This is a genomic window from Pseudomonas sp. A39 (assembly GCF_058145955.1).
The window spans coordinates 70,288-94,231 of sequence record NZ_JBYVMD010000001.1 but is presented as its reverse complement, the minus strand read 5'-3'; the positions used below and the strand labels follow the sequence as shown (position 1 = coordinate 94,231).

At 60.6% G+C, this 23,944-nt stretch carries 23 protein-coding genes, 1 tRNA gene and 1 pseudogene; 16 read left to right on the top strand and 9 right to left on the bottom strand.

What is annotated here, in order from left to right; translation table 11 throughout:
* The first annotated feature begins 95 nt into the window (after positions 1 to 95).
* From mgtA to AC3ZU9_RS00435, 3 genes are all read left to right on the top strand, one after another.
* Positions 96 to 2,810, top strand: a complete 2,715-nt coding sequence (mgtA, locus tag AC3ZU9_RS00445; RefSeq protein WP_490090124.1) for a magnesium-translocating P-type ATPase — start codon at positions 96 to 98, stop codon at positions 2,808 to 2,810.
* A gap of 65 nt (positions 2,811 to 2,875) precedes the next feature.
* Positions 2,876 to 3,223: a DUF2493 domain-containing protein gene (locus tag AC3ZU9_RS00440; protein WP_043205330.1), complete on the top strand. Its 348-nt coding sequence runs from the start codon at positions 2,876 to 2,878 to the stop codon at positions 3,221 to 3,223.
* 18 nt (positions 3,224 to 3,241) lie between these two features.
* Complete coding sequence (locus AC3ZU9_RS00435) at positions 3,242 to 4,063, top strand: PA4824 family protein (RefSeq protein WP_490090123.1); 822 nt, start codon at positions 3,242 to 3,244, stop codon at positions 4,061 to 4,063.
* Positions 4,064 to 4,268: 205 nt separating this feature from the next.
* On the opposite strand, the gene AC3ZU9_RS00430 is transcribed toward AC3ZU9_RS00435, so the two are convergent.
* Entirely contained in the window at positions 4,269 to 4,958 is a 690-nt protein-coding gene (locus tag AC3ZU9_RS00430; RefSeq protein WP_490090122.1) for a tellurite resistance TerB family protein, read from the bottom strand.
* A 125-nt stretch (positions 4,959 to 5,083) separates the two neighbouring features.
* Between AC3ZU9_RS00430 and AC3ZU9_RS00425 the strand changes: the two genes are divergently transcribed.
* From AC3ZU9_RS00425 to AC3ZU9_RS00415, 3 genes are all read left to right on the top strand, one after another.
* The gene (locus tag AC3ZU9_RS00425) at positions 5,084 to 5,611 is read left to right on the top strand and encodes a DinB family protein (RefSeq protein ID WP_122811508.1); all 528 of its coding nucleotides are present in this window, start codon (positions 5,084 to 5,086) and stop codon (positions 5,609 to 5,611) included.
* Positions 5,612 to 5,815: 204 nt separating this feature from the next.
* Positions 5,816 to 6,097 (top strand): hypothetical protein, encoded by a 282-nt coding sequence (locus tag AC3ZU9_RS00420; protein ID WP_043205329.1) that lies wholly within the window; start codon positions 5,816 to 5,818, stop codon positions 6,095 to 6,097.
* Positions 6,098 to 6,312: 215 nt separating this feature from the next.
* Positions 6,313 to 6,537: a hypothetical protein gene (locus tag AC3ZU9_RS00415; RefSeq protein WP_490090121.1), complete on the top strand. Its 225-nt coding sequence runs from the start codon at positions 6,313 to 6,315 to the stop codon at positions 6,535 to 6,537.
* Between the two features lie 144 nt (positions 6,538 to 6,681).
* Here the strand turns inward: AC3ZU9_RS00415 and AC3ZU9_RS00410 are convergent, their stop codons facing one another.
* The 3 genes from AC3ZU9_RS00410 to AC3ZU9_RS00400 form a co-directional block, all read right to left on the bottom strand.
* A complete protein-coding gene (locus AC3ZU9_RS00410) occupies positions 6,682 to 7,068 on the bottom strand; it encodes a hypothetical protein (protein WP_490090120.1) in 387 nt (128 codons plus the stop codon).
* 46 nt (positions 7,069 to 7,114) lie between these two features.
* Positions 7,115 to 7,537 (bottom strand): RDD family protein, encoded by a 423-nt coding sequence (locus tag AC3ZU9_RS00405; protein ID WP_490090119.1) that lies wholly within the window; start codon positions 7,535 to 7,537, stop codon positions 7,115 to 7,117.
* Positions 7,538 to 7,608: 71 nt separating this feature from the next.
* Positions 7,609 to 8,034 carry a hypothetical protein gene (locus tag AC3ZU9_RS00400; protein WP_490090118.1) on the bottom strand — a complete coding sequence of 142 codons (426 nt, stop codon included), beginning with the start codon at positions 8,032 to 8,034 and terminating at the stop codon, positions 7,609 to 7,611.
* Positions 8,035 to 8,804: 770 nt separating this feature from the next.
* Here AC3ZU9_RS00400 and AC3ZU9_RS00395 point away from each other — a divergent pair.
* Entirely contained in the window at positions 8,805 to 9,131 is a 327-nt protein-coding gene (locus AC3ZU9_RS00395) for a DUF2388 domain-containing protein (RefSeq protein WP_490090117.1), read from the top strand.
* A 595-nt stretch (positions 9,132 to 9,726) separates the two neighbouring features.
* On the opposite strand, the gene AC3ZU9_RS00390 is transcribed toward AC3ZU9_RS00395, so the two are convergent.
* From AC3ZU9_RS00390 to AC3ZU9_RS00380, 3 genes are all read right to left on the bottom strand, one after another.
* Positions 9,727 to 9,906, bottom strand: coding sequence for a hypothetical protein (locus tag AC3ZU9_RS00390; RefSeq protein ID WP_093544588.1), 180 nt, complete (start codon positions 9,904 to 9,906; stop codon positions 9,727 to 9,729).
* A 115-nt stretch (positions 9,907 to 10,021) separates the two neighbouring features.
* Positions 10,022 to 10,219, bottom strand: a complete 198-nt coding sequence (locus tag AC3ZU9_RS00385; RefSeq protein WP_043205324.1) for a hypothetical protein — start codon at positions 10,217 to 10,219, stop codon at positions 10,022 to 10,024.
* Between the two features lie 187 nt (positions 10,220 to 10,406).
* The gene (locus tag AC3ZU9_RS00380; RefSeq protein WP_490090116.1) at positions 10,407 to 11,027 is read right to left on the bottom strand and encodes a hypothetical protein; all 621 of its coding nucleotides are present in this window, start codon (positions 11,025 to 11,027) and stop codon (positions 10,407 to 10,409) included.
* 79 nt (positions 11,028 to 11,106) lie between these two features.
* On the opposite strand from AC3ZU9_RS00380, the pseudogene AC3ZU9_RS00375 reads away from it, so the two are divergent.
* Positions 11,107 to 11,181, top strand: a pseudogene (locus AC3ZU9_RS00375) (tyrosine-type recombinase/integrase); the annotation flags it as partial.
* An 82-nt stretch (positions 11,182 to 11,263) separates the two neighbouring features.
* Here the strand turns inward: AC3ZU9_RS00375 and AC3ZU9_RS00370 are convergent.
* A tRNA-Leu gene (locus tag AC3ZU9_RS00370) sits at positions 11,264 to 11,350 on the bottom strand.
* A gap of 216 nt (positions 11,351 to 11,566) precedes the next feature.
* On the opposite strand from AC3ZU9_RS00370, the gene AC3ZU9_RS00365 reads away from it, so the two are divergent.
* From AC3ZU9_RS00365 to AC3ZU9_RS00340, 6 genes are all read left to right on the top strand, one after another.
* Positions 11,567 to 11,893 (top strand): DUF2388 domain-containing protein, encoded by a 327-nt coding sequence (locus tag AC3ZU9_RS00365; protein ID WP_012724130.1) that lies wholly within the window; start codon positions 11,567 to 11,569, stop codon positions 11,891 to 11,893.
* Between the two features lie 281 nt (positions 11,894 to 12,174).
* Complete coding sequence (locus tag AC3ZU9_RS00360) at positions 12,175 to 14,607, top strand: TonB-dependent receptor plug domain-containing protein (RefSeq protein WP_490090115.1); 2,433 nt, start codon at positions 12,175 to 12,177, stop codon at positions 14,605 to 14,607.
* Positions 14,608 to 14,669: 62 nt separating this feature from the next.
* Positions 14,670 to 16,280 (top strand): ABC transporter substrate-binding protein, encoded by a 1,611-nt coding sequence (locus tag AC3ZU9_RS00355; protein WP_177410652.1) that lies wholly within the window; start codon positions 14,670 to 14,672, stop codon positions 16,278 to 16,280.
* Positions 16,277 to 17,227 carry an ABC transporter permease gene (locus AC3ZU9_RS00350; protein ID WP_102060454.1) on the top strand — a complete coding sequence of 317 codons (951 nt, stop codon included), beginning with the start codon at positions 16,277 to 16,279 and terminating at the stop codon, positions 17,225 to 17,227. The genes AC3ZU9_RS00355 and AC3ZU9_RS00350 overlap by 4 nt, the downstream gene beginning before the upstream one ends.
* 3 nt (positions 17,228 to 17,230) lie before the next feature.
* Positions 17,231 to 18,130 (top strand): ABC transporter permease, encoded by a 900-nt coding sequence (locus tag AC3ZU9_RS00345; protein WP_490090114.1) that lies wholly within the window; start codon positions 17,231 to 17,233, stop codon positions 18,128 to 18,130.
* Complete coding sequence (locus AC3ZU9_RS00340) at positions 18,127 to 19,749, top strand: dipeptide ABC transporter ATP-binding protein (RefSeq protein WP_490090113.1); 1,623 nt, start codon at positions 18,127 to 18,129, stop codon at positions 19,747 to 19,749. Before AC3ZU9_RS00345 ends, AC3ZU9_RS00340 begins: the two co-directional genes overlap by 4 nt.
* Positions 19,750 to 19,752: 3 nt before the next feature.
* On the opposite strand, the gene AC3ZU9_RS00335 is transcribed toward AC3ZU9_RS00340, so the two are convergent.
* Positions 19,753 to 21,093, bottom strand: coding sequence for an ABC transporter substrate-binding protein (locus tag AC3ZU9_RS00335; protein WP_490090112.1), 1,341 nt, complete (start codon positions 21,091 to 21,093; stop codon positions 19,753 to 19,755).
* A gap of 283 nt (positions 21,094 to 21,376) precedes the next feature.
* Between AC3ZU9_RS00335 and AC3ZU9_RS00330 the strand changes: the two genes are divergently transcribed.
* Both AC3ZU9_RS00330 and AC3ZU9_RS00325 read left to right on the top strand, forming a co-directional pair.
* Complete coding sequence (locus tag AC3ZU9_RS00330; protein WP_012724123.1) at positions 21,377 to 21,766, top strand: DUF2946 family protein; 390 nt, start codon at positions 21,377 to 21,379, stop codon at positions 21,764 to 21,766.
* 51 nt (positions 21,767 to 21,817) lie between these two features.
* Complete coding sequence (locus tag AC3ZU9_RS00325) at positions 21,818 to 23,893, top strand: TonB-dependent receptor (RefSeq protein ID WP_490090111.1); 2,076 nt, start codon at positions 21,818 to 21,820, stop codon at positions 23,891 to 23,893.
* The last annotated feature ends 51 nt before the right edge of the window (positions 23,894 to 23,944 follow it).

Below are 23,944 nucleotides of genomic sequence, written 5' to 3'. Positions count from 1 at the left end.
TCGCGAAGTTAGCGACTCGGCATGCTTTCGCTCGCCTGTATTCAGGTAAGTACCGGGTATGTTTTGTCGAAAAGTTGGCGACAGGAGCACACACCATGAGCGCCGTAAAAAACGTCCCATTGAACAAAAAAACCAGCACCGCCGCTGACATCAAACTGTCGATGCGTGCCGCCCGCGAAGCCCACAACGGGCTGTCGGCCACCCTGGCGAACGTGCGTGCCACCCAGGACGGCTTGACCGAGTTGGATGCAAGCGCCCGCCTGCAACGGGAAGGCTACAACGAAGTCGCCCACGACAAGCCGCCTCACGCCATCGTCCAGTTCCTGCAGGCACTGAACAACCCGTTCATCTACGTACTGCTGACCCTGGGCGGCATCAGCTTCTTCACCGATTGCTGGCTGCCGATGCAGGACGGCGAAGACGCGGACCCCACCAAAGTCATCATTATCATGACCATGGTGCTGCTCAGCAGCCTGCTGCGGTTCTGGCAGGAACACCGCTCGGCCAAATCCGCCGAAGCCCTGAAAGCCATGGTGCGCACCACAGCCACCGTGCTGCGCCGTGAGCAAGTGGGCGCCCAACCGACCCTGCGCGAAGTACCGATGCGCGAGCTGGTGGCTGGCGATATCGTGCAACTGTCGGCCGGCGACATGATCCCGGCCGATATCCGCTTGATCGAATCCCGCGACCTGTTCATCAGCCAGGCCGTGTTGACCGGCGAAGCCTTGCCAGTGGAGAAGTACGACACCCTTGGCGATGTCACGCAGAAATCCGCCGGGCCGGTGACCGCCGACCAAGGCAACCTGCTGGACCTGCCCAACATCTGCTTCATGGGCACCAACGTGGTCAGCGGCCGCGCCAAAGCCGTGGTGGTCGCGACCGGGCCGCGCACCTACTTTGGCTCCCTGGCCAAGGCGATTGTCGGCTCGCGGGTGCAAACCGCCTTCGACCGTGGGGTGAACAGCGTCAGTTGGTTGCTGATCCGCTTCATGTTGGTAATGGTGCCGATCGTGTTCTTCCTCAACGGTTTCTCCAAGGGCGACTGGGGCGATGCCTTTCTGTTTGCCTTGGCGGTTGCAGTCGGCCTTACCCCGGAAATGCTGCCGATGATCGTCAGCGCCAACCTGGCCAAGGGCGCCACCGCCATGGCCAAGCGCAAAGTGGTGGTCAAGCGCCTCAACGCGATCCAGAACTTCGGTTCGATGGACGTGCTGTGCACCGACAAGACCGGCACCCTGACCCAGGACAAGATCATCCTCGAACATCACGTCAACGCTTTCGGCCAACGTGATGAGGCGGTGCTGTCCCTGGCCTGGCTCAACAGCTATCACCAGAGCGGCATGAAGAACCTGATGGACCAGGCGGTGGTGCAGTTTGCCGAGCAGAACCCGAAGTTCCAGGTGCCGTTCGCGTACAGCAAGGTCGATGAATTGCCCTTCGACTTCGTCCGCCGTCGCCTGTCGATCGTGGTCAAGGATGCCGCCGACGACCAGCTGTTGGTGTGCAAAGGCGCCGTGGAAGAGATGCTGAGCATTTCCACGCATGTGATGGAAGCCGGTAAAGCCGTGCCGCTGGATGAGCGTCGCCGTGAAGTGTTATTGGCGCTTGCCAACGACTACAACGAAGACGGTTTCCGTGTGCTGGTGGTGGCCAGCCGTCACATCCCTAAATCAATGGCACGCCAGCAATACACCACCGCCGATGAGCGCAACCTGGTGATCCAGGGCTTCCTGACCTTCCTCGATCCACCGAAGGAAACCGCTGGCCCGGCGATTGCGGCACTGCAACAGATCGGTGTGGCGGTCAAGGTACTGACCGGCGACAACCCCGTGGTCACCAGCAAGATCTGCCGCCAGGTCGGCCTGGAACCCGGCCAACCGCTGCTGGGGGCTGAAATTGAAGCGATGGACGACGCCACCCTGCTGCGCCGCGTGGAAGAACGCACGGTGTTCGCCAAGCTCACGCCGCTGCAGAAGTCGCGGGTGCTCAAGGCGCTGCAAGCCAACGGCCACACCGTGGGCTTCCTCGGTGACGGCATCAACGATGCGCCAGCGCTGCGCGATGCCGACGTGGGTATCTCGGTCGACAGCGGGACGGACATTGCCAAGGAATCGGCCGACATCATCCTGCTGGAAAAGAGCCTGATGGTGCTGGAAGAAGGCGTGCTCAAGGGCCGCGAAACCTTCGGCAATATCATGAAGTACCTGAACATGACCGCCAGCTCCAACTTCGGCAACGTGTTCTCGGTGCTGGTGGCCAGTGCGTTCATTCCGTTCCTGCCGATGCTGTCGATCCACCTGCTGCTGCAGAACCTGATGTACGACATCTCCCAACTGGCCCTGCCGTGGGACAAGATGGACAAGGAATACCTGGCCAAGCCGCGCAAGTGGGATGCGAAAAACATAGGTCGCTTCATGATCTGGATCGGGCCGACCTCGTCGATCTTCGACATCACCACCTTTGCGCTGATGTGGTACGTGTTCGCGGCCAATAGCGTGGAAATGCAGACCCTGTTCCAGTCCGGCTGGTTTATCGAGGGCCTGCTCTCGCAAACCCTGGTGGTGCACATGCTGCGCACCCGCAAGATCCCGTTCTTCCAGAGCACCGCCGCGTGGCCGGTGTTGATGATGACCTGCGTGGTGATCGTACTGGGGATCTACGTGCCGTTCTCGCCGCTGGGCACCCTGGTGGGCCTGCAACCGCTGCCGCTGGCGTACTTCCCATGGCTGGCAGGCACCCTGGTCAGCTACTGCTGCGTGGCCCAACTGATGAAGACGATCTACATCCGCCGCTTCAAGCAGTGGTACTGATCGCCCCCGCCGTTTAAACGGTGGCGGTCGCCCGGCCGCCACCGCGCACTACAAGGAAATACCTTATGCGCGTCTTGATCTGTGCAGGTCGTCATTACGCCGACACCAAAATGTCCCGCCAAGTGCTGGACGCTTACCACCGCCTGCGCCCGGTGCAGGTACTGATCCACGGCGGCAACCAATTCCTCGGCAGCGACGTCGAGGAGTGGGCGCGGGAACTGGGCATCGACGTGGTGCGCTACCCGCCCAACTGGCAACGCCACGGCAAGCAGGCGGAACGCCAGCGCAACCATTTCATGCTGACCGACAGCCGCCCTGACGTGGTCATCGCCCTGCCAGGCGGGGACGACACCTGCGAGCTGGTTTGCCAGGCCAAAGCCAACGGCATTTCGGTGCTGACCGTAGAAAGCTGAATTCAAGCGAGGTGCATCATGCACAAAAAACACCTTCCACTGCGCAAGGACGGGTTTGCCAAATACCGTGCGCGTCAGGCCCGAGGCGCACGCCACACCTTACTGCTACTGCCGCCGGCCAAGCGTCGCGCATTGCAGCGCAACCTGATCTTTATCGGGCTGACCCTGGGCACGTTGTTGACGCTTGCCGTTCTGTCAAAAGCCAACGCGGCCGGTGGTGCTTATGGGGTCGACGACGGCGCAATCAATGCGCCAGGCGAATGCAACATCGACGCCTGGTCCACCGCGAACCGGCACGACGGCAGCACCCATAATGAAACGCTGTCACCGGCCTGCACCTTCGCCGCGATGCCGTCGGTGCAGTGGGGCGCGGCGCTGTCACGCGCCAGCAGCACAGACACGCGCGAAACCCAGGTGAGCCCGCAGCTCAAGGCACAGGTGTGGTCACGGGATGACCTGGGGCTGCAAATGGCCGTGGCAGCCGGCGCGCACTTTGCGCTGGATCGCCGGCACGAGCTTGATGGCGCCGACGTCAACATCCCGTTGACGTGGCAGCCGCTGGAGGCACTGCGACTTAACCTGAATGCCGGTTGGTCCCATGCCTACAACGACGGTGATCAGCAACACCGACTGACCTGGGGCACGGGTTTTGAGTACCAGGCAGCGCCCTTGCTGACGCTGATCGCCGAGCGTTACGGCCAGGAAGGCGGTGATCAGGCCTGGCAGGCCGGGCCGAGGTTCCATTTGGGCGAATATGTCGACATCGACTTGGTGGTCGGGCGCAGCCTGATCGGCGAGCGTGCGCAATGGCTGACCACCGGCGCCACGCTGCGTTTCTAGCGGCCACCTGGACTTCGGTGGCGCCTACAGACACCGTTTTTCATCGAAGACGAAGATCAAGTGTGGGAGCTGTCGAGCCCCGGCGAGGCTGCGAAGGCGGCGGCACTGCGGGCATCTTCAGCGTCTGACACAACGCTATCGCAGCCTCGCTAAAGCTCGACAGCTCCCACAGGGGATTTGCTTTAGCCTGGAATTCCGTTTTCCCTCAGGCCTTGGCCTGTTGTTCCAGGTGCAGCTGTAATTGCGGGTCGATCTGCAGTTGCCCGGCCAAGTCGTCCAGGTAGTTGCGTTCGGCGTCCTGCTGATCATCCACCATCATCACACTGGCCAGGTAAACCTCTGCCGCAACAGCCGGGTCGCTGGCGAATTCGGCGAAGTCCGCCGCGTCCAGAGGCTTGGCAACCTCAGCGTCAAGCCACTGCTGCAATTGCGAGTCGTCGGTATGCCGGCCCAGTTCACTGGAAATCAGTTGCTGCTCTTTTTCATCAATGCGGCCGTCGGCTTTGGCGGCAGCAATCAAGGCACGCAACACCGCATGGCTATGGGCCTCAGCTTCGGCGCCGTCAAGCTGGTCCACAGTCTGCAAGGCTTGCTGCGGTGCATTGGCTTGCTGGCGCTGCCAGGCTTGGTAGGCCTGGAATGCCGCCATGCCCAGGGAAGCCAGCGCTGCATAGTTCATCCCGCCAGAGCGTCCTTGAGCCGGACGCGCGCCAGTGGCACCTCCCAACAGACCGCCCAGGCCGCCCAACAGACCACCCAAACCGCCACCGGCCGAAGCATTGCCGGTGCTGGTACCTTTCAATAAACCGCCGAGCAGCCCACCCAGGCCGCCCGAGGAAGCACTGCCCCCTTGCCCGGCGCGCAAGAGTTGCTCCAGTAAGTCGCTGGTGTTCATGGTGTCACCCTCCCAGGGCGCAGTGTTGGCGTCTACCAACCATAGCCCGCCGCTGTCGGAACACCATGACCGCCGGGCGGGCACGGCCTATCATGGCGTCACCGTGCCTGTGAGAGAAAACCCAAGTGAACCGGATTGAGCACCTCGCATTGATGGCGAGCTATAACCAGTGGATGAACCGCAAGCTCTATGACGCGGCCGGCACGCTGTCGGACGCGGCGTTACTCATGGACCGCAAGGCGTTTTTCGGCTCGATCCTCGGCACGCTGAACCATCTGGCCTTGGGCGACACAGTCTGGCTCAAGCGTTTTGCCGAGCATCCCGCAGGCTACGCGGCATTGGCCCCGTTGAGTGCGATCAAAGCCCCTGCCGATCTCACGCAACTGGCCTTTGCCGATATCCGTGAGCTGTCAGCCCATCGCGCCTGGCTGGATCAACTGATCGTCGACTGGGCTCACACGGTGCAGGACCCCGATCTGGACCATCGCCTGCATTACCACAACATGCGAGGTGTCGCCGCCGATAAAGACTTCTTCAGCCTGCTGGTGCATTTCTTCAATCACCAGACCCACCACCGGGGCCAGGCAACCACCCTGTTGAGCCAAGCAGGGCTGGATGTGGGCACTACGGACTTGCTGGCGCTGATCGACTGAATTCAGCGTACGCCTGCATCAAACGCGGGAACGCACACGTTCACCGCGGCGGCGGCCCGGGGGTTGAACCGGCCCGCAAACAAAACCGAACGCTGCCTCGCCGATGGGGTCGAAACCCCAGGTGCCGGGATTTTTACCGCCTCGCCCTCCCCGCGTGCATTGTGGGTCTACCGATGCGCGTACCCCCAAGAAGGAGACGCTTACATGGTCATTCACTTCAAGGTCGCAGGTCACTTAGCCTGTGGCCACCACGGCACCAACCTCCCTTCCAGCACCGAGCTGAACCGAGTCAAATGCCGTACCTGCCGCAATACCGAAGCTTACAAGGACGCGCGCCGCACCCAGCGCAACGCCGCCCGACGCGCCAACCGCAAGGCCAAGACCCCTACCGCCGTTGATTGGCGCAGTGCGTGGACACAACGCCTCACCGACCTGCCCGGTTTGCAGCGTTTGCCCCGCGGTTTCAGTGGTCAGCCTTTCGTGTAAGCCACTGATGCAAAAAAGCCCTGGATGTTCCGGGGCTTTTTTTGCCCCCTCCATTAACTTGCTAACACACCTCTACTGCATCCTATAATTCGTGCCTTAGGAATCGAGCCTGATTGCTCTTACGGCGAAACCTAATCCAAGGCCATAGCCCTTCAACGTCGCGCGACCGCGATGAAGTGCAATTAACGTGAATCAACGGACTGCGGGATAGCCCCATGACTGCATGGAGAGAACAGAGCTTCTGGAGCAAGGTTGGAGTGTGGGCTTGGGTGATTTTTGTACCGATGCTTCTCGGCTATGGCGGATCGACGGGATTGGACGCAAACCCATGCGGCCGCAAGCGGGTCTTCAGCCCTGGCTTCGTGGTTCTGTGCTTTTTCGTGGGTGTGATTGAGCTGATAGCCCTGAGTTATTTCTATGGTCGGCGCGGATGGCATTAGGCGGGACAACTCACAACGCCGTCATCCTCCCTAAAAACACTCTTTTACTCTTGGTATTGGCAACTGAACCTTCCGCTCGCCTTATGCAGCGCATTGGCGGTTGCCAAGGCAGTCTCACGATCGTCTCAGCCGAACACGCCTTTCTTATCGTGTTGGGTCATAAGCATTGACTGCTGCGTCCCACTGCATTTCATGGTCTTCGACCTGAACATTCCATTCACAACCAGACACCGCGATACGAATTTCCGATAAACATTTACACCAATGCTGTACGCCAATCCATGTCGCGTCTTCTTGGTTATCGGGGAGCTTGGTAGAGCCCGAAAACACGAGGCCCTTCTTTAGAAAACGGCTCGGCTCTACGTTTATTGAAAAATCGAATGACTCCCAGTTTAGGCCGGAGCCGAGAGAAATAAATCGTTCGATTTGATCGTCTACGCAGTGGCGATGGACAATCTCCTCAACGACAGTTATCTCGCTCAAGCTGAGCGGTGCTTTTCGCCGAGCAGTGTAATAGATGGATAGTGCCAAGGTGCGCCCTCAGAGCTGTAACGTTGCGCCGATGTAGCGGTTACAGCTACTTGAATCGGACCACTACCGTGGATGCGAGCATGTCTCCTAGCCGTTTCCGTGAACCAAAGAAAATAAATATCCAGTCAAAAATGCTCAGGATGGGCGTCGTGATGTTTCGCATGAAAGATTGGTATAGATTGCAATTGAGGTGGCTGCGCTCGTCAATTACTGACATCCCCAGCAGCTTTTTACCCACGCTTTGACCGTTGGGCATTGCGTCTGAAAATAGGTAATACGCCGCGGCGGAGCCAACAGCCAGAATACCGACCGCGTCTGGAGACACACCCACAAACTCAGCCGTTCTTCCTACCGCAAATAAAACAAAAAAGGTGATCAAGGAGTCAATCCATTGCCCTCCCAGCCGCCGCCCCAGTCCAGCCAGGTTGGCTGGCTTGCGGTACTCAGTTTGAGTAGTACTCACTTCCATGCGTTGACGCTCCAATTGTATTAAATTTCAAACAAAGCCCAGCGTGGCTCCGGGGTCTGAACTTGTTTGGATTACTTGAGGTAGCCCGTTCTACGCATCTGCAGGCTATAGATCCAAATGGCAACCAGCAGTACTGCTTGCAGGGTTGCCGGCAGCACGAACCAGGCAACCTTCAGGTATAGGCTGGACGTTATCAGGAAAATTTCCGGCAGCATCAGCGGAATCAGCGCCGGCCCGAACAGTAATGCGCCCAATAGAAACCACGAGGATTTCGCACTGCGCCTACACAGCAGCACGCCACTTACGGCCAACAGAATGCAGGTCAGTGCCGCGGGGAGCATCAGGATGATCGGAATATCACCCATTCTGGCCTTATCCCAGCCATCGCCGACGAGCCAGTAGCCAATTTTAAGTGTCAGAAAAAAGCAATAGACCGCCGATAACGTGACCACTGCTGGGCTTGAGGGGTTTCGTACCTGAGATGTACTTCTGTCCATAACTGTTAGATCTAGCGAAAGGCCGGACAATCCAGCCAACCACCGCAGTCTACCGGACGCTCAGCGGATCATAAAGTTACCGGTAAACAACTAAATGAACGTGATTCAGCGCACGGAAGCATTAGCAGGGAGGTGTGATCCTTGAGTTATCGGAGACCGCAAAAGCTACTGACTGGAGCAATTGGCAGAGCCTCAAGAGCAGGGTCAGGAACTCAGCATTGATTGCCTCAGACCAGGCTCGGCCGTATCTGAGAGTCAGGTGTATGGAGGTCACCGGGTCTCCATTCTGAGCAGACTCGAGCGAGTAGCGTTCACCATCCGAAAATGTACCTCGGGCACATCCAGGGAACACCAACTCCAGAAATGTGATTACGGCCTCAGGGCATCCAATATCTAGCACGTCCTCGACGTTGGACAGATCGCTTTCACTGAGGTCTGTAGGCTTCAAAATAATAATGTCAAAGCTCATTGCTGCGGGCTCCCATCTTGTAATCCGTTTGGCATCGGCATTCCCTTTTATGTGTCCAGCCATCACGCCTCGCGTCATTAAACCGGCGACCACTTATGCGGCAGCAATTGATCGATTTCACTCGCCCAACTGGCTTTTATTCGCCACGGCGTCATGCACTAGCACCTTCATGCGGTTGGCCCGCTGGTTGGCAAACAGGTAGGTGTGTTCGCCATCCGCTTACCCTAGCTCCTCCTCCCCGTGCGGGAACTCACTCTGCTAAGGTATCGCCCCAATCGACAGCAAATGGAATCAACGAAGAATGGACTCATGGAAGATTCTGGCGTTAGCCCTACTGGCATCGGTCAACACTCATGCCGTGTCAGGTGACAACGTCAACCCTGTCGCGGCAGGAATATTTATCACAATTTCCTTCCCAACCATCTTAATTGGAGCAACCACATCGCTCACAACCGAACCTCCAAAGATTTTCAAGTCAGCCAAGACCGATGCTCTGGCATTCATCGGTTCGGACAGCGAGATTCGTGGTGCAGAGTTTGAGCAGGCGGTGCGCTTTTATCGCACGACTTACACGCCACCGTTGATGACTGACCAGCAGCTGGCCCAGGCCATCGCGGCTTCATTCTGAGGTCGGCCGGCAAGCTGTCGTAGGCAATGGTCGTCATCGATGTGCTACCCCGCCTTGAGTTGGTGAATGGTTCCCGGTATTGATAGTTGTCAAATCACAAGGACGTCCACATGAGTGAAACGCAACACGCTGGCCCTCTCCGCCCCAAACTAACAATCGCGTTTTGGTCATTCGCGTTGGGGGTCGCTACAACGATAGCTGGAGCAGCCGCCCACTACGGTCGTCAGGACAGCGACCTGACAAACGTAAGGGAGCGAGTCGAAGACTTCAGAAAGGCAAACGACAGCCTAAATACCTCACTCAACCAATGGATAGGGGCGTACAACAAACAGGCCGCGACGCTCGCAGCTTCAGAGGAGAGAGTGCGTCAGTTGGAAAACGATCGGTGCACGCCCATCAAATCGGATGTCGACGATATAAGGTCCGATATCAGCTTGGCAATGAAGTACTACCCCGAGAGGGTTGGCTCCCTTAAAGAAATGATGGACCAATATCAACAGACTTTGCGCGCTTGCTATGCCGCGTCATCTAGTCCCACTCATACACCGTAAAAATCCAGCGCTACGATTTTGCACATTCTAAACCGTGGCGTGGATCACTTGACCCGGCGCTCGACGCCACCAAGTGCCTTGTCACAGTGCAGGCAGTACTCGCAGTTCAGCGTCCGGCACAGCCAGACCTTTACCCCGTCCCTCACCTTCCCGCTCAGTACGCACAAGGTCGCCCAAAACGCGATAAGGCCGCAGGCGATGGCGTTGATCAGCTCAAGATTCAGGGTGGGTTACCGCATCTGAATTCTTTCAACATCTGCACATCCCTTTTGCTGAATCGCCCTTTCCATGGGCAATAAAAAACCCGACTCAAAGGCCGGGTTTGCAGGCTGATTTTACTCAGTTGTCAGGATGCTCGCTTGCTACTGAATCAGCGGCGTCTACATCCGACATGTCCTCTTCGAGCGGCGCGTCATCGTCTGGCGGCAACGGGATACCGTCCTCATCGCGCTTCGGGTCGTGCCCTGTCTCGTTGTCAGTGCCGCGAGTTACATCCTGCTGGGAAATATTGCCTGGTGCATTTTCATTGATTTCCATGCTGGCTCTCCGTTCTAACGCTCGGGATATCCGCGCTTAAACATGGGAGTCGGCAGGTCACAGTGAGTGCCGAGCACTGGACGAACGGCAGAAAACGAAAACGCCCCCGCACAAGGCGAGGCTTTCATAATTCCTTTCGCCCTACTTTGGGACCCGTAGTGCGGATCAAGACTGGCTTACGCTGCTTTCATTTGTCGAGATCTATCAGCTCGCACATTCGCCCTCCTAACATTCCACGCAACCACGCACCATGAAACTCAATATTTTCGAGAGAAGTACCGTCCCCTAGACGATGCTCAAAAACCTTGCCCTTCGCTCCGCGATACACGACGCGAAAATGTCCATCATGAGCAGACGATGTCATCACATAAGGGCGGATGGAGATGATTTCGCTAAACGGTACGTGTACTTCAACGGGGCTTCGACAACGACGAGTTAGGGTGAGGGTCAACAGCTGCTGGTTTTCGTCGAACGTGAAGGCCTGTACTTGAGGCTCAGAGACAACCCAAGCAAAGAACGCACCAATGAACACCGCACTGGCCAGCATTATCAGAATGAAGGATGACGCTGTGAGGCTCTCACCCTGGTTAGGCTGCACACCCTGAATGACGTCCGGCCCTGTGAAAAGGAACGTCGCAAGCCCGTAGCCCGGTAAAAGCAGAAGCAGCGCAAGAGAGAAGCCAAAAACACCCATACCATTGCTTCCGATAATTGGTATTTCGGGGCCGTAATACCAAATAGGCGGGTGGGCAGTACTTAGCCCGCCAGCATTGGTTGCTGTGGCGCTAGCGGGTCTTTGATGATTCATCTGGCCGTCTCCAGGGATTGCAGCGCAGACGTTATCACTACTACCGGACAGTCTGGAAACGGATCACAGGGCTTTCTCTGGGCATACCACTGTCGTGATGACCGAGCAGTACATCCGCAACCGCAAAGGCAAGAAAGTCTCACCAACGAAGTGAATTGCGGACCCGTTGTTTTATTGCGGAGCGGAAACAAACAAGGGCTTGCATCAGCTTTCGCCCGCAAACCCTTGATTTTAGATGGTGCCCGAACCCGGAATCGAACCGGGACGCCCTTACGAGCGGGGGATTTTAAGTCCCATGCGTCTACCAGTTTCGCCATTCGGGCGGTAGCGCGTGTTGCAGGGTTGGGAATATATAGATCCAGCCGCTTCGACGCAAGTTCGCAGGGCAGCTTTCTTGCACCACGGAACAGCTGAAAAAGCTTGGTAGATCAGTGATCTAGATACGCGAATAAAGGCAAAGCAACAGGTTTTCGGCTCGAAGAGCCTCCCGCTACTCTGTTAAAGTCACGCCCACCCAAAACGCATGGAAGCGCTGCAGAATGGATTCATTCAAGGTTATCGCAATCGCCAGCCTGGCATTGCTCGGCACTCCGGTCGTAGCGGCCGAAAACAACAACCCGGTTCAAGGCGCGCTGATGCTCACGTCGGTCGCGCCCTTTTTGCTTGTGTCAGGGGCCACAGCCCTGACCTCCGCCATTCCAGAGCAGTTCACATCGTCCAAGAGTGATGCGCTGGCGTTTATCGGTTCAGGCGGTGAGATCCGTGGGGCACGGTTTGAACAAGCATCACGATTTTATCGTTCAACCTACAACACGCCGCTCATGTCTGACATGCAGTTGGCCCAGGCAATTGCCACGGCGTTCTGACCCACAGCCCCGGCGTCCGACGCGGGCTGCTTGAGTGAACCAGCCTCCACGCGCCTCTTATTCAACGATTCAACTGCCGTTGAATGCCAACCACAATAATAAAAATAGGTAATCTTAAAAATAATATAAATAACATTATCTGATAATTAGCTTATTCCAAAAAAGACTTTCACTCAGCTTTTTTATAGGATTATCTTCGCTTCACAGACCGACCCCATACCTGGTGGAGGACGTACCTCCGACCATCAGGAGCCTACCAGGCTTAAGGGATCCTTCTCGCTATGCCACACATCGCCTCTCCCGCCGCCCTCAACAACTTTCACTTGTCGCTGCTGACCAGCTCCCTGCTCCTGGCGGTCGCGCCCACTTTCGCCGAGGCGGCAACCGAGGACGCCAAGCTCGGCACTGTGACGGTGATCTCCACCGGCCTGCGTGGCCAGGAACGCACCGTGGCTGACAGCCCGGCGCCGATCGATGTGATCAACAGCGACCAGTTGCTCAAGACCGGCCGCGCCGAGTTGTCCGAGGCGATTGCCAAGCTGTTGCCGTCCTTCAACTTCGGCACCAACATCGCCGGCTACAACTCGGTGACCCGCCCGCTGAGCAACCGCAGCCTCGGGCCTGCCTACACGTTGGTGCTGGTCAACGGCAAGCGCCGGCACAACGGTGCCACCGGCCAACGCGGTTCCATCGACAACAGCGGCGCGAACGCGGTGGACATCGACCTGATCCCGGTCAGCGCGGTGGACCATATCGAGGTACTCAAAGACAGCGCGGCCGCGCAATACGGTTCGGACGCGGTGGCCGGGGTGATCAATATCATCCTCAAGTCCACCCATGACGGTGGGCACCTGGAAACCAGTTATGGGCAGCTGTATACCGGCCAGGGCGAAACCATCAAGGTCGCGGGCGACCAGGGTTTCAAGTGGGGTGATGGCGGCTTCTTCCACCTTTCGGCCGATGCGCGCAAACGCGGCAGCGCCTCCTGGAACGACAAGGCCGACAACAGCGTGCGGGCCTTCAATGACCCGGCCAAGGAAGCAGCCTGGGACCGGGTGGCGATCAAGAACGGCGACCCCGACCTGAAGGCCTTCAACCTGGCCTACAACGCCGAACTGCCCCTGGAAGACCTCACGCTGTACTCGTTCTCTACCTACGGTGAACGTGACGCCGAAGCCGCCAACTATTTCCGCCTGCCCACCGGCACGGCGGCGGTGCCTGAGGTGTTCCCCGACGGTTACTTCCCGCTGAACAACATCAAGGACCGTGACTACCAGTTCCTGTTCGGCGGCAAGGGCCTGGTGGCCGACTGGAACTGGGACCTGAGCACCACCTACGGGCGCAACAACGTGCACCATTCCAGCGACCTGAACATCAACCCGTCGCTGGGCACCGCATCACCGACCCAGTTCGACAACCTGGCAACCTTCCGCTTCGAGCAGTGGGTCAACAACCTGGACTTCACCCGCCGCTACGACAGCCTGTTCAAGCTGACGCCACCAGTGCAGGTGTCGGCGGGCCTGGAGCATCGCTGGGAGCATTTCAGTACGTTCGCCGGCGACCCCGAGGCTTATCTCACCGGCACCTACCCCGCCGCTTCCGGCGCGCAGGCCGCCGTGACGATTCGCCCGGAAGATGAAGTGAGCCTGATCCGCAACAATTACGCGGGTTACCTGGACCTCGGTTTCGACTTGACCGAGCGTTGGTTTCTCGACGTGGCCGGTCGCGTCGAGCATTACGACGATGACTCCGGCAATACCTTCGGCCTGAAAGTGAATTCGCGCTACGAACTGACCGACACCGTGGCCGTGCGCGGCACCGTGGGCACTGGTTTCCGTGCACCCTCCCTGACTCAGATCGGCTACACCGTGGCCGACAACCGGGTGGCGGTGGATGTGAACGGCAATGTGGTGCCGGCCGTGACCCGCCTGACGCCGTCGGGCAGCAACCTGGCCAAGGCCCTCGGTGGCGATGACCTCAAGCCGGAGAAGTCGCGCAACTTAGGGCTGGGCCTGACCTGGCAACCGGCGCCACGCACCAGCATCACCGCCGATGCCTACCTGATCGACATCGACGACCGTATCGCCCTGACCAGCAATATCTACGACCGCGGCAATGGCGCGATCAACGCCATCCTCGCCGCGCAAGGCGTGCCCACCGGCACCTGGGTCAACTATTACACCAACGCCTTTGACACGCGCACCAAGGGCCTGGATGTGGTGGCTGACCACACCACCCCGCTGGACGCCTGGGGCGATGTGCGCTGGAGCCTGGGCTTCAACTGGAACAAGACCACCATTGAAGGCACCCGCGACACGCCGAGTGCGCTGGCCGGTTCCGGCGTGACCCTGGTGGGCCGCGACCGCGAAGGCGACCTCACCGACGCTTCACCCAAGACCAAGTGGATCCTGGGCGCCAACTGGAAGGTCGAGGACCTGGCCGTCAACCTGCAAACCGCACGCTATGGCGCGGTCAAGACCCTGGCCGTCAACCCCACCGGCGACCGCAGCTTCGGCGCCAAATGGATCACCGACCTGGACATCAGCTACACATTCGTCGACAGCGTCACCGTCAGCATCGGCGGTACCAACATCTTCGACGTACGTCCCGACAAAAACGCCGTGTACAGCAACCTCGGCCTGGCGGCCTACGGCAACCCGCCGTTCTACCCAGGCGGCGGCTATTGGTACACCAAGCTGGCCTACGACTTCTGATTCACACCTTGCATGCACCCGAAACGCCACATGAGGGCACCCCATTGAATACCTCCAACTTGATGAGCCGTCTGCTGGCCCCCTGCGCCTTGGCGCTAAGCCTCGCCGCTTGCTCGCCCGGGAATGACACCCAGGCCGGCAAAACCCTGAACATCGCGTTCTTCGGCGACAACACCACCCTGGTCAGTGTCGACCCGTTCCAGGTCTATTGGCTGGAACACCGTGTGCTGCTGCGCAATGTCGCCGAGTCCCTGACCGACCAGGACCCGCAGACCGGCAAAATCATTCCCTGGCTGGCCAAAAGCTGGGAGGTGAGTGACGACGCGCTGACCTACACCTTCCACCTGCGCGATAACGTCACGTTCAGCAATGGCGAGCGCTTCGATGCCAAGGCGGTGAAGATCGCCTTCGACAGTGACAAGGCCCTGGCGACCGAGCTGCCGGCGACCTTCGGCGCCACCTACCTGGCGGGTTATGACCACGCCGAAGTGGTGGACGACTTCACCGTCAAACTGGTGCTCTCGAAACCCAACGCCGGCTTCCTGCAAGCCACGTCGACGACCAACCTGGCGATCCTCGCGCCCGCCTCCTACGCCCTGACCGTCAAGGAGCGCTCCCTGGGCAAGATCATAGGCACCGGGCCCTTCGTGCTGGCCAGCTACACCCCGGAAGTCGGTGCGCACCTGACCAAGCGCAAGGGTTACGCCTGGGCCTCGGCCAACATGAAAAACCAGGGCGAAGCGCACCTGGACGCCGTGGACATCAGCTATATCCCCGAAGAAAGCGTGCGCAACGGCCTGTTCCTGCAAGGCAAGGCCGACATCCTATGGCCGCGCAACCCGTTCTCGGAAGTCGACCTGAAACTGTTCCAGTCCAAGGGCGCAACCATCCAGAGCCGCTCGCTGCCAGGGCCTGCGCTCAACCTGTACCCCAACACCCGTGGCGAACGCATCCTCGCGGACCCGCACGTGCGCCTGGCCGTGCAAAAGGCGCTCGACCGCAAGAGCTACGCCAGCACCGTCTACAACGCCGAGTTCCCGGTGGTGGACGGCATTTTCGACGTGACCACGCCTTACTTCAAAAGCCAAGGCAATAAGCTCGCCTACGACCCGGCGGGCGCCGAGCAACTGCTGGATCAAGCCGGCTGGACCAAGGGTGCGGACGGTTACCGGCACAAGAACGGCAAGCGCCTGAGCCTGAGCTACAACATCAGCCCAGCGGAAACGGCGGGCGACGTGCTGATCCAGGACCAACTGCGCAAGGTCGGGATCGAGTTGAAACTCAGCGTGGTCACCCGCGCCGAATGGGTCGCCAACAACTCCGCGGGCAATTACGACCTGACGATCAACTACATGACCCGCGCCGACCCGATCATCCTGCAAACCATCCTGGACCCGCGTAGCGCCAACAGCTCGACCCTGGCCACCAACACCTACGAGCCGGCGGCCCTGGACAAAGCCAAAGCCTTATTTGATGCCGGTATCACCGCGACCCAAAGCCAACAGCGCGCCGCGGCCTACGGCGACCTGCAAGACCTGCTGATTGATGAAAGCTCGGCATTCCCGGTGTATGAACGCGTGTGGCAGGCGGCGACGTCGCCCAAGGTGAAGAACTTCCGCTGGACCGCCGAAGGCTTTGCACTGCTGGGTGATATCGAGATCGGCACGCCATGAGCCGTTACCTGATCGGTCGGGTGGGCCAAGCGCTGCTGGTGCTGTGGGGCGCCTACAGCATCACGTATTTCATCCTTTATCTGCTGCCGGGCGACACGCTGTCGATCATGCTCAGCGCCTCGGGCATGGAAGCCGACTCGTTGTCGGTGGAAGACCTGGCAAAAGCGCGGGCTTACTACGGCCTGGACAAGGGCCTGTTCGAACAGTATTTCGACCTGCTGCTGGGCGCACTGCGGGGCGACTTTGGCCAGTCACTCTCGCTTAACCGCCCGGTAGCCGAGCTGCTCGCCGAACGCCTGCCGCAAACCTTGTCCCTGGCAGGCCTGGCCATCGTGCTGTCGCTACTGGGTGGCATCGGCCTGGCCTACCTCACCGCCTATATCCGCTGGCAACCGTTGAAAAAAGCCCTGGCGCGCCTGCCGTCCCTGGGTTTTTCGGTGCCGGTGTTCTGGATGGGCCTGCTGTTGATCCAGGTGTTCGCCTTCGGCCTCGGCTGGTTCCCCGCCACCGGCAGCCGGGGCGTTGAAAGCCTGGTGCTGCCCGCCATCACCCTGGCGATTCCGAGCGCGGCGGTGTACGCCCAGGTGCTGCAACGCAGTTTCCAGGGGGTCTGGAAAGAGTCCTACATCACCACCGCCTACGCGAAGGGCCTGAGCCGTGGCCAGGTGCAGGCGCGCCACGGGTTCAAGAATGCCGCGCTGCCGATCCTCACGCTGATCGGCCTGCAGGTCGGCAACACGGTGTCCGGCGCGGTGCTGGTGGAAACCATCTTCGCCCGCTCCGGCATTGGCCGCCTGGCCCAGGAGGCGGTGTTGCGCCAGGACATTCCAGTGGTGCTGGCGATTGTCGCGGTGTCGGCGGCGGCGTTTGTCCTGGTCAACCTGTTGGTCGACCTGCTCTACCCGTGGCTCGACCCGCGTATCTCCCACACGCCAAAGGTGTCCTAGACCATGACCATCCTTGAGCAGAACCTGGGCCGCAAGGCCATCCCGGCCAGCCCCGCACTCTGGCGGCGCCGCAGCCGCCTTCAACGCGCGACGGCGGTGGTGTTGCCGCTGCTGCGCCGGCCGGGGTTCAGCCTGGCGCTGTTGGTGGTGGTGTTTTCCCTGGTGGCGGCCATCGCGCCGCACCTGTTGAGCAGCTTTGACCCTTACGCCACGTCCCCCCTCGACAAGCTGCGCGCGCCTAACCTGAGCCACTGGTTCGGCACCGATGAGCTGGGCCGCGACCTGTACACCCGCGTGGTATACGGCGCCAGCCTGTCGGTACTCGCGGCGTTCCTGGCCGTCGGTATCGCGCTCTTGGGCGGCCTGGGCCTGGGCATCCTGTCGGGCTTTGCCGGTGGCCGCATTGATGCCGTGATCATGCGCTTCGTCGATGTGCTGCTGGCCCTGCCCGGCCTGCTGCTGGCCCTGGCAATCGTCACGGCCATCGGCTTCGGTACCGTGCCAGTGGCCATCGCCGTGGGCATCGGCATTATCCCAGGGTTCGCCCGCACCACCCGTGCCGAAGTGCTGCGGGTCAAGACCCTGCCCTACGTCGAGGCCGCGCGCCTGGGCGGCGCCAGCTGGGCGCGCACCTTGCTGCGGCACATCTTGCCCAACGCCTGGGGACCGGTGGCGGTACTCGCGACCCTGGACTTTGGCGCGGCCATCCTGGCCACTGCCGGCCTGAGTTTCCTCGGTTTTGGCGCCGCGCCACCGGCCGCCGAATGGGGCACCTTGATCGCCAACGGCCGGCACTTTCTGATCACCGCCCCGTGGGTGTCGCTGCTGCCCGGCCTGTTCCTGGTCGCCGTGGTGTTCAGCCTCAACCATATCGCCCGCACCTTCGAGGAGATCCAGCGATGAGCGCTTTAGTGGATGTTCGCCAACTCAGTGTCACCTACCGTTCCGGCGGGCAACTCAACCAAGCGGTGCGCACGCTGTCGTTCGCCATCGCCCAAGGCGAGACCGTGGCGATTGTCGGCGAGTCCGGCTCGGGCAAGTCGACCCTGGCCAACGCCATCCTCGGCCTGCTGCCCGACACTGCACAGATCAGCGCCGGGCAATTATGGGTCGACGGCAACGACCTGACCCACGCCAGCGAGCGGCAGAAACGCACCCTGCGCGGCCGCACGGTCGGCCTGGTGCCACAGGACCCAATGGTCAGCCTCAACCCGACCCTGCGCGTCGGCCAGCAAATCGCCGAGGCGCTGATATTGGCCAAGGGCAAACGCTACCCCGCGGTGGATGCGGACATTGTCGAGTTGCTGCAACAGGTCGGCATCGACAAACCGGTGCTGCGCGCCCGCCAATACCCCCATGAGCTCTCCGGCGGCATGCGCCAGCGCGTGCTGATCGCCATCGCCCTGGCCGGCAACCCGCGCCTGATCATCGCCGACGAGCCCACCAGCGCGTTGGATGTCACCGTGCAGCGCAAGATTCTCGACCACTTGCAACGCCTGGTCAGTGAACGCGGGATTTCGCTGCTGATCATTACCCACGACCTGGGCGTGGCCGCCGACCGCGCCGACCGGATCCTGGTGATGCAACAAGGCCAAGTGGTCGAGCAAGGCCCGCCACGGCAGATCCTGAACGCACCGCAGCATGACTACACACGCGCATTGATTGCCGCCGCACCGGCGTTCGCCAAGCGTCGCGAACCCTTGATCAAGATTGACCCGCTGCAGGCGCCGATCCTGCGCCTGCAAAACGTCGGCAAGACGTTCACCTTGCCCAAGGTCAAGGGTGAGGACTCGACCTTTGTGGCCCTGGAAGACCTGAGCCTGCAGGTGTTTCCCGGCCAGACGTTGGCCATCGTCGGCGAGTCGGGTTCGGGCAAGAGCACCGCGCTGCGCATCGCCCTGGGCCTGGAACAACCCACACGGGGTCGGGTCTGGTTCGAACAGCAGGACGTCACTCACCTGAGCTGGCGCGAATTCCGCCCGCTGCGCCAACGCCTGCAACTGGTGCAGCAAAACCCGTTTGCCGCCCTCGACCCGCGCTTCACCGTGTTCGACAGCATCGTCGAGCCGCTGGTGTCGTTCGGTGTGCTCAAGGGCCCGGCCCTGGAGCAGGCGGCGCGGGAGTTGATCAGCCGCGTGCACTTGCCGGTGAGTTTTCTGGATCGTCTGCCGCGCGAACTCTCCGGCGGCCAGTGCCAACGGGTCGCCATCGCCCGCGCCCTGGCATTGAAACCCGACCTGCTGCTGCTCGACGAGCCGGTCAGCGCCCTGGATGTGTCGGTGCAGGCGCACATTCTCGACCTGCTGGAAGAGCTGCAACGGGAGATGGGGATTGCCTATGTGCTGGTGTCCCACGACCTGTCGGTGGTGGCTAACTTTGCGCATGAGGTGCTGGTGCTGCGCAATGGCCGCGTGGTTGAGCAGGGTTCGGTCGCACACATCTTCAACCAGCCGGCCAGCGACTATACCCGTGAACTGATTGCCGCCATCCCTGGCCGGCACGTGACCGCCACCGCCGCCTGAGGGCTACGGCGCCGAACAGTCCCGCGCCACGATGCCCTTCTCTTGGGCATACGCGGCGGACTTGGCCTCGATCAGCGGGCGCAGGGTGGCGCGGTCGGCTTGCAGCCAGTCGGTCACCAGCACCCACTTTTGCCCGTCCCATTGCTGCACGCGGGCCGAACCGCCACCTTCATGATCGGCGCAGGTCAACTTCAGTGGCGCCAGCAAACCTTCAAGGCCCAATGCTTTGATGCGCGCGGCGTCGATGTCCAGGTGTTCGAAGGCCCAGCGGGTTTCCTCGCCATTGAGCGCACGGTGACCAAACTTGGCCTGGCCGGTGCGCAGCGCTTCGACCGCAATCGCCGCGTTGATCAGGCCGATGTTGTAGTAGACCTTGCCGAAGTAGCTGGCGTCCTTGAGGTTGCTTTTGCCGGGATCGAGAATGTACTGCTTGAGCTTCTTATGGATGTCAAAGGTGTCGCCTCCGGGGAATGGCGCCAGGGCCTGGTAGCCTTTGGCGGCAGTGCCGGCGGGAATCACATCGGCTTCGGAGCCTGCCCACACATCACCGATCAGGCGGTCCACCGGCACGCCAAAGCGCACGGCGGTCTTGATGGCGACCGGCGTGGACACGCCCCAGGTGCGCAAGAACACCCAGTCCGGGTTGAGCTGGCGGACCTGGCGCCATTGGGTGGACTGCTCGTTGCCGGGGTCGGCGACCGGGATCTGAATGTTCTCGAAACCGTACTTTTCGGCGAGTAGCTGCATGGCCGCCTGGGTTTCACGACCGTAGGCGGAATCGTGGTAGACCGTCACGATTTTCTTGCCCTTGAGCTTGTCCAGGCCGCCTTCGCGTTGGGCGATGTAGTTGATCCCCACCGACGCCTGGCCGTAGTAGTTGAGCAGCAGCGGGAAGGCGTAAGGGAACACGCGGCCATCGGTCGACTCGGTACGCCCGCCCGCGCCGTCGATCAGCGGAATGTGATCAACCGCCGCACGGTCCATCAACGCGTAGGACGCCGGCGTGCTGTGAGTGAAGAAGAATGCGGTGGGTGCGCCGTCCAGGCCGCCTTTGTAGCGCTCGTAGCATTCGATGATGCGGTCGGTTTTCCATTCGGTCTCGCATTCCTGCCAGACCAGCTTGACGCCATTCACGCCGCCCTCGACTTCGTTGATGTAGCGGAAATAGTCGATCTCCCCTGCCCACCACGGAATCCCACTGGAGGCATAGGCCCCGACGCGGTAGGTGGCCAGTGGGATGAACTGTCGGTCGTTGGCCGCCTGGGCGAGCGTGGACAATGGCCCGCCCAGGGCGCCGAGTGCCAGCAGGCTGGCGAAAACAGTGCGTTGCAAGACGTTGTGCATGGGTGTGGTTTCTTATGAAAAGGTTGGGGATTTCCCTCCCGTGGTCGGGTCAGCGCCAATCACCTCACAACACAATCCATGCCAACCCCTCAAGCCCTCAAACTCAGGTGCTCACGCGCGACCGGGGGAGCCCTCGGCTCGCAAAATCGGGCACTTTATTGAATGTCTGTTGCGCCACCAACACTGCATTCGCCAGGCCTGCGGCGAAATGGCGCGGGAAAGCACTTTTACTTCATCCCCGAACTGCGGCTAAATATCTGCCCCCCTTGCGTCGACTGCTCTGATGGCTACGTTCAAACGCATCAGCCCCTGGATCGCCTGCCTGGCCCTGCTGCTGAACATGCTGGCCATGCCGCTGAGCCGTGCCATGCAGACGCCGGATACCGGCTTGATGCTGTGGGGCGGATTCTGTTCCGGGGGCGCCTCCCAGGCCCTTCCGCCAGGGTTTGACCGGCTGATCGACCTCTCGCAGTCCGGCCCCGCCAAACCCGCGATGAAGCACAGCGACTGCTGCTGTGGCCATGCCGGGCTGGCCGCACTGCCGTCCGACTATTACCGGCACTGGCTGCCGCGCTTCACGCCGGATACCGTCCTCGACAACCCGACACTGCCCGCGCTGCACCCCAGGGTTCGCTGGCCGAACCTGACCCCGCGCGCCTCCCCTGTGGCCTGATCGACCCCACCTTCGTTGTGTTCGTCTTTTGGTCATCAAGAGGTCTGGCTTATGCCTGCTCCATTCCCTGTGCCCGGCGCAAAACGTCGCCCGGGCTCGCGTTACCTGTGGCCGCTGCTTTCCACCGGCCTGTTCACACTTCACCCGCTTGCCGCCGTTGGCAACACTGAGGATTCGACCCTCACCCTCGGTACCGTCACGGTGCAAGGCGCAACGGGTGCCAGCGGCCCGCTGAGCACCGCCAGCGTACTCAGCTCGGTGGATATCCTCGGCGCGGACATCCTGGAAAAAATGCCGGTCAACTACAGCTGGGAACTGTTCAGCCGCGCGCCGGGGGTCATGCTCACCGAGTTCAACCAAGGCACGACGTCCGGCAAAATCTCCTTTCGCGGCTTCAATGGCGAAGGCGAAGTGAATGCGGTGAAGCTGCTGATCGATGGCATCCCCAGCAACAGCAACGACGGCAACATGCCGTTCTTGGACATGATCTTCCCGCTGGAGCTCGACAGTATCGAGGTGGTGCGCGGCACCAGCGATGCGCGCTATGGCCTCAACAATATCGCCGGCAACGTCAACATGCTCACCCGCACAGGCGGCGAATACACCCGGGCACGGCTGCGCTATGGCAGCTACAACACCCAGGAAGCTCAACTCGCCAAAGGCATCCAAGGCAGCAACTGGACGCAGAACTACTTCTTCGCTTACCAGAAGTCCGATGGCTACCGCGATCATGCCGAGGCGGACAAATTCTCGCTGTCCGGCAAATGGTTCTATACGCCGGACGACGACAGCTACCGTATCGGCCTGATCGCCCGGCATTATGAAACCGAGGCACAGGAGCCCGGCTACTTGAGTGAAGAGGATACCCACCAGCATCCGCGCATGACCAACAGTTACAACGCCACCGACAAAGGCACGCGGCGCATGAACCAGCTCAGTGTGCATGTCGACACCGAGCTGGCCGAGACCCTGGCTTGGTCGGCGAAAACCTACGTGAACACCTTCGACGACCGGCGCTGGACGCAATACTGGAGCACCAGCGCCCAGCAGGAACGCGACGCCTACGAAACCCAGTACGGCGCCCTCACCTCCCTGACCTGGCGCCCGCAGGTCAGCTGGCTGTACGACTTCGCCCTGGAAGGCGGCGCGGACATGCAGCAGCAACAGAACAAGAGCGAGCGCTACCGCACCCGTGACCGGGCGCGCCAGGCACAAACCCGCGACCAGCAATTTGACTTCGACACTTACGGTGCCTATATCCAGGCCGAGATCAAACCGTTCGAGTCGCTGAAGATCATCCCGGCGTATCGCGTCGACAAGATCCAGGGGGACTTCACCAATGAAATGACCGGCCTGGATTACGACATCAATGACTATGGGTTGATCAAACAACCCAAGCTCAGCGTGGTGTATTCACCCTGGGAGGTGGCCAGCGTGTACGCCAACTGGGGACGTACCTTCCAGGTGGGCACCGGCGCGGCGGCCTACAAGATTCCGCCCAGGGACACCGACCTGGCGCCGTCGATCAATGAAGGCTGGGAAACCGGCATTAAATTCACCCCTGCCGACTGGATCGACGGCCGTGTGGCGTATTGGCAACAGGACGCCAGTGGCGAAGTCAGCCGCCGGCTCAACGACCCGAGTGGCGAGTCGGATAATGTCGGCGAAACCCGCCGCTGGGGCTACGACGCCCAGTTAAACCTGCACCCGAACGCGCGCACCGACATCTGGATGGCCTACGCCTGGCAGTACTCGAAAATCCTCAAGGCCAGCGCCACGCTGCCCAACAGTAAAGGTCAGGAAATCGACCACATCCCCCATCACCTGTACAACGCGGGCGTCAGCTACAAGGCCACGCCGTCGCTGCAACTGACCGCCTGGATGAACGGCCAGACGAACTACTACCTGGAGCGCGAGAACACCAAGGGCACCTACGGCGGCTATGTCCTGATGAACCTGGGGGCGACGTATCAGGTGACCGAGTCGGTGAGCGTTGACCTGCAGCTGAAAAACCTCACCAACCGCTACTACGAGTACGTCTGGTATGACCCGGACGGTGCGCGTGCGTCACTGCACTCACCGGGTGACGGGCGTGCGTTGTACAGCGGGGTGACGCTGGATTTCTGATCGGCGCACACGCAAAAAAGTCCACACCCGTCAGGGCGTGGACTTTTCGAT

What these genes read in the sequence shown, in the direction of transcription:
- mgtA (WP_490090124.1), top strand. Translation starts at nt 96, where the DNA reads ATGAGCGCCGTAAAAAACGTCCCATTGAACAAAAAAACCAGCACCGCC.
- AC3ZU9_RS00440 (WP_043205330.1), top strand. Translation starts at nt 2,876, where the DNA reads ATGCGCGTCTTGATCTGTGCAGGTCGTCATTACGCCGACACCAAAATG.
- AC3ZU9_RS00435 (WP_490090123.1), top strand. Translation starts at nt 3,242, where the DNA reads ATGCACAAAAAACACCTTCCACTGCGCAAGGACGGGTTTGCCAAATAC.
- AC3ZU9_RS00430 (WP_490090122.1), bottom strand. Translation starts at nt 4,958, where the DNA reads ATGAACACCAGCGACTTACTGGAGCAACTCTTGCGCGCCGGGCAAGGG.
- AC3ZU9_RS00420 (WP_043205329.1), top strand. Translation starts at nt 5,816, where the DNA reads ATGGTCATTCACTTCAAGGTCGCAGGTCACTTAGCCTGTGGCCACCAC.
- AC3ZU9_RS00415 (WP_490090121.1), top strand. Translation starts at nt 6,313, where the DNA reads ATGACTGCATGGAGAGAACAGAGCTTCTGGAGCAAGGTTGGAGTGTGG.
- AC3ZU9_RS00405 (WP_490090119.1), bottom strand. Translation starts at nt 7,537, where the DNA reads ATGGAAGTGAGTACTACTCAAACTGAGTACCGCAAGCCAGCCAACCTG.
- AC3ZU9_RS00400 (WP_490090118.1), bottom strand. Translation starts at nt 8,034, where the DNA reads ATGGACAGAAGTACATCTCAGGTACGAAACCCCTCAAGCCCAGCAGTG.
- AC3ZU9_RS00395 (WP_490090117.1), top strand. Translation starts at nt 8,805, where the DNA reads ATGGACTCATGGAAGATTCTGGCGTTAGCCCTACTGGCATCGGTCAAC.
- AC3ZU9_RS00385 (WP_043205324.1), bottom strand. Translation starts at nt 10,219, where the DNA reads ATGGAAATCAATGAAAATGCACCAGGCAATATTTCCCAGCAGGATGTA.
- AC3ZU9_RS00380 (WP_490090116.1), bottom strand. Translation starts at nt 11,027, where the DNA reads ATGAATCATCAAAGACCCGCTAGCGCCACAGCAACCAATGCTGGCGGG.
- AC3ZU9_RS00365 (WP_012724130.1), top strand. Translation starts at nt 11,567, where the DNA reads ATGGATTCATTCAAGGTTATCGCAATCGCCAGCCTGGCATTGCTCGGC.
- AC3ZU9_RS00360 (WP_490090115.1), top strand. Translation starts at nt 12,175, where the DNA reads ATGCCACACATCGCCTCTCCCGCCGCCCTCAACAACTTTCACTTGTCG.
- AC3ZU9_RS00355 (WP_177410652.1), top strand. Translation starts at nt 14,670, where the DNA reads ATGAGCCGTCTGCTGGCCCCCTGCGCCTTGGCGCTAAGCCTCGCCGCT.
- AC3ZU9_RS00350 (WP_102060454.1), top strand. Translation starts at nt 16,277, where the DNA reads ATGAGCCGTTACCTGATCGGTCGGGTGGGCCAAGCGCTGCTGGTGCTG.
- AC3ZU9_RS00345 (WP_490090114.1), top strand. Translation starts at nt 17,231, where the DNA reads ATGACCATCCTTGAGCAGAACCTGGGCCGCAAGGCCATCCCGGCCAGC.
- AC3ZU9_RS00340 (WP_490090113.1), top strand. Translation starts at nt 18,127, where the DNA reads ATGAGCGCTTTAGTGGATGTTCGCCAACTCAGTGTCACCTACCGTTCC.
- AC3ZU9_RS00335 (WP_490090112.1), bottom strand. Translation starts at nt 21,093, where the DNA reads ATGCACAACGTCTTGCAACGCACTGTTTTCGCCAGCCTGCTGGCACTC.
- AC3ZU9_RS00330 (WP_012724123.1), top strand. Translation starts at nt 21,377, where the DNA reads ATGGCTACGTTCAAACGCATCAGCCCCTGGATCGCCTGCCTGGCCCTG.
- AC3ZU9_RS00325 (WP_490090111.1), top strand. Translation starts at nt 21,818, where the DNA reads ATGCCTGCTCCATTCCCTGTGCCCGGCGCAAAACGTCGCCCGGGCTCG.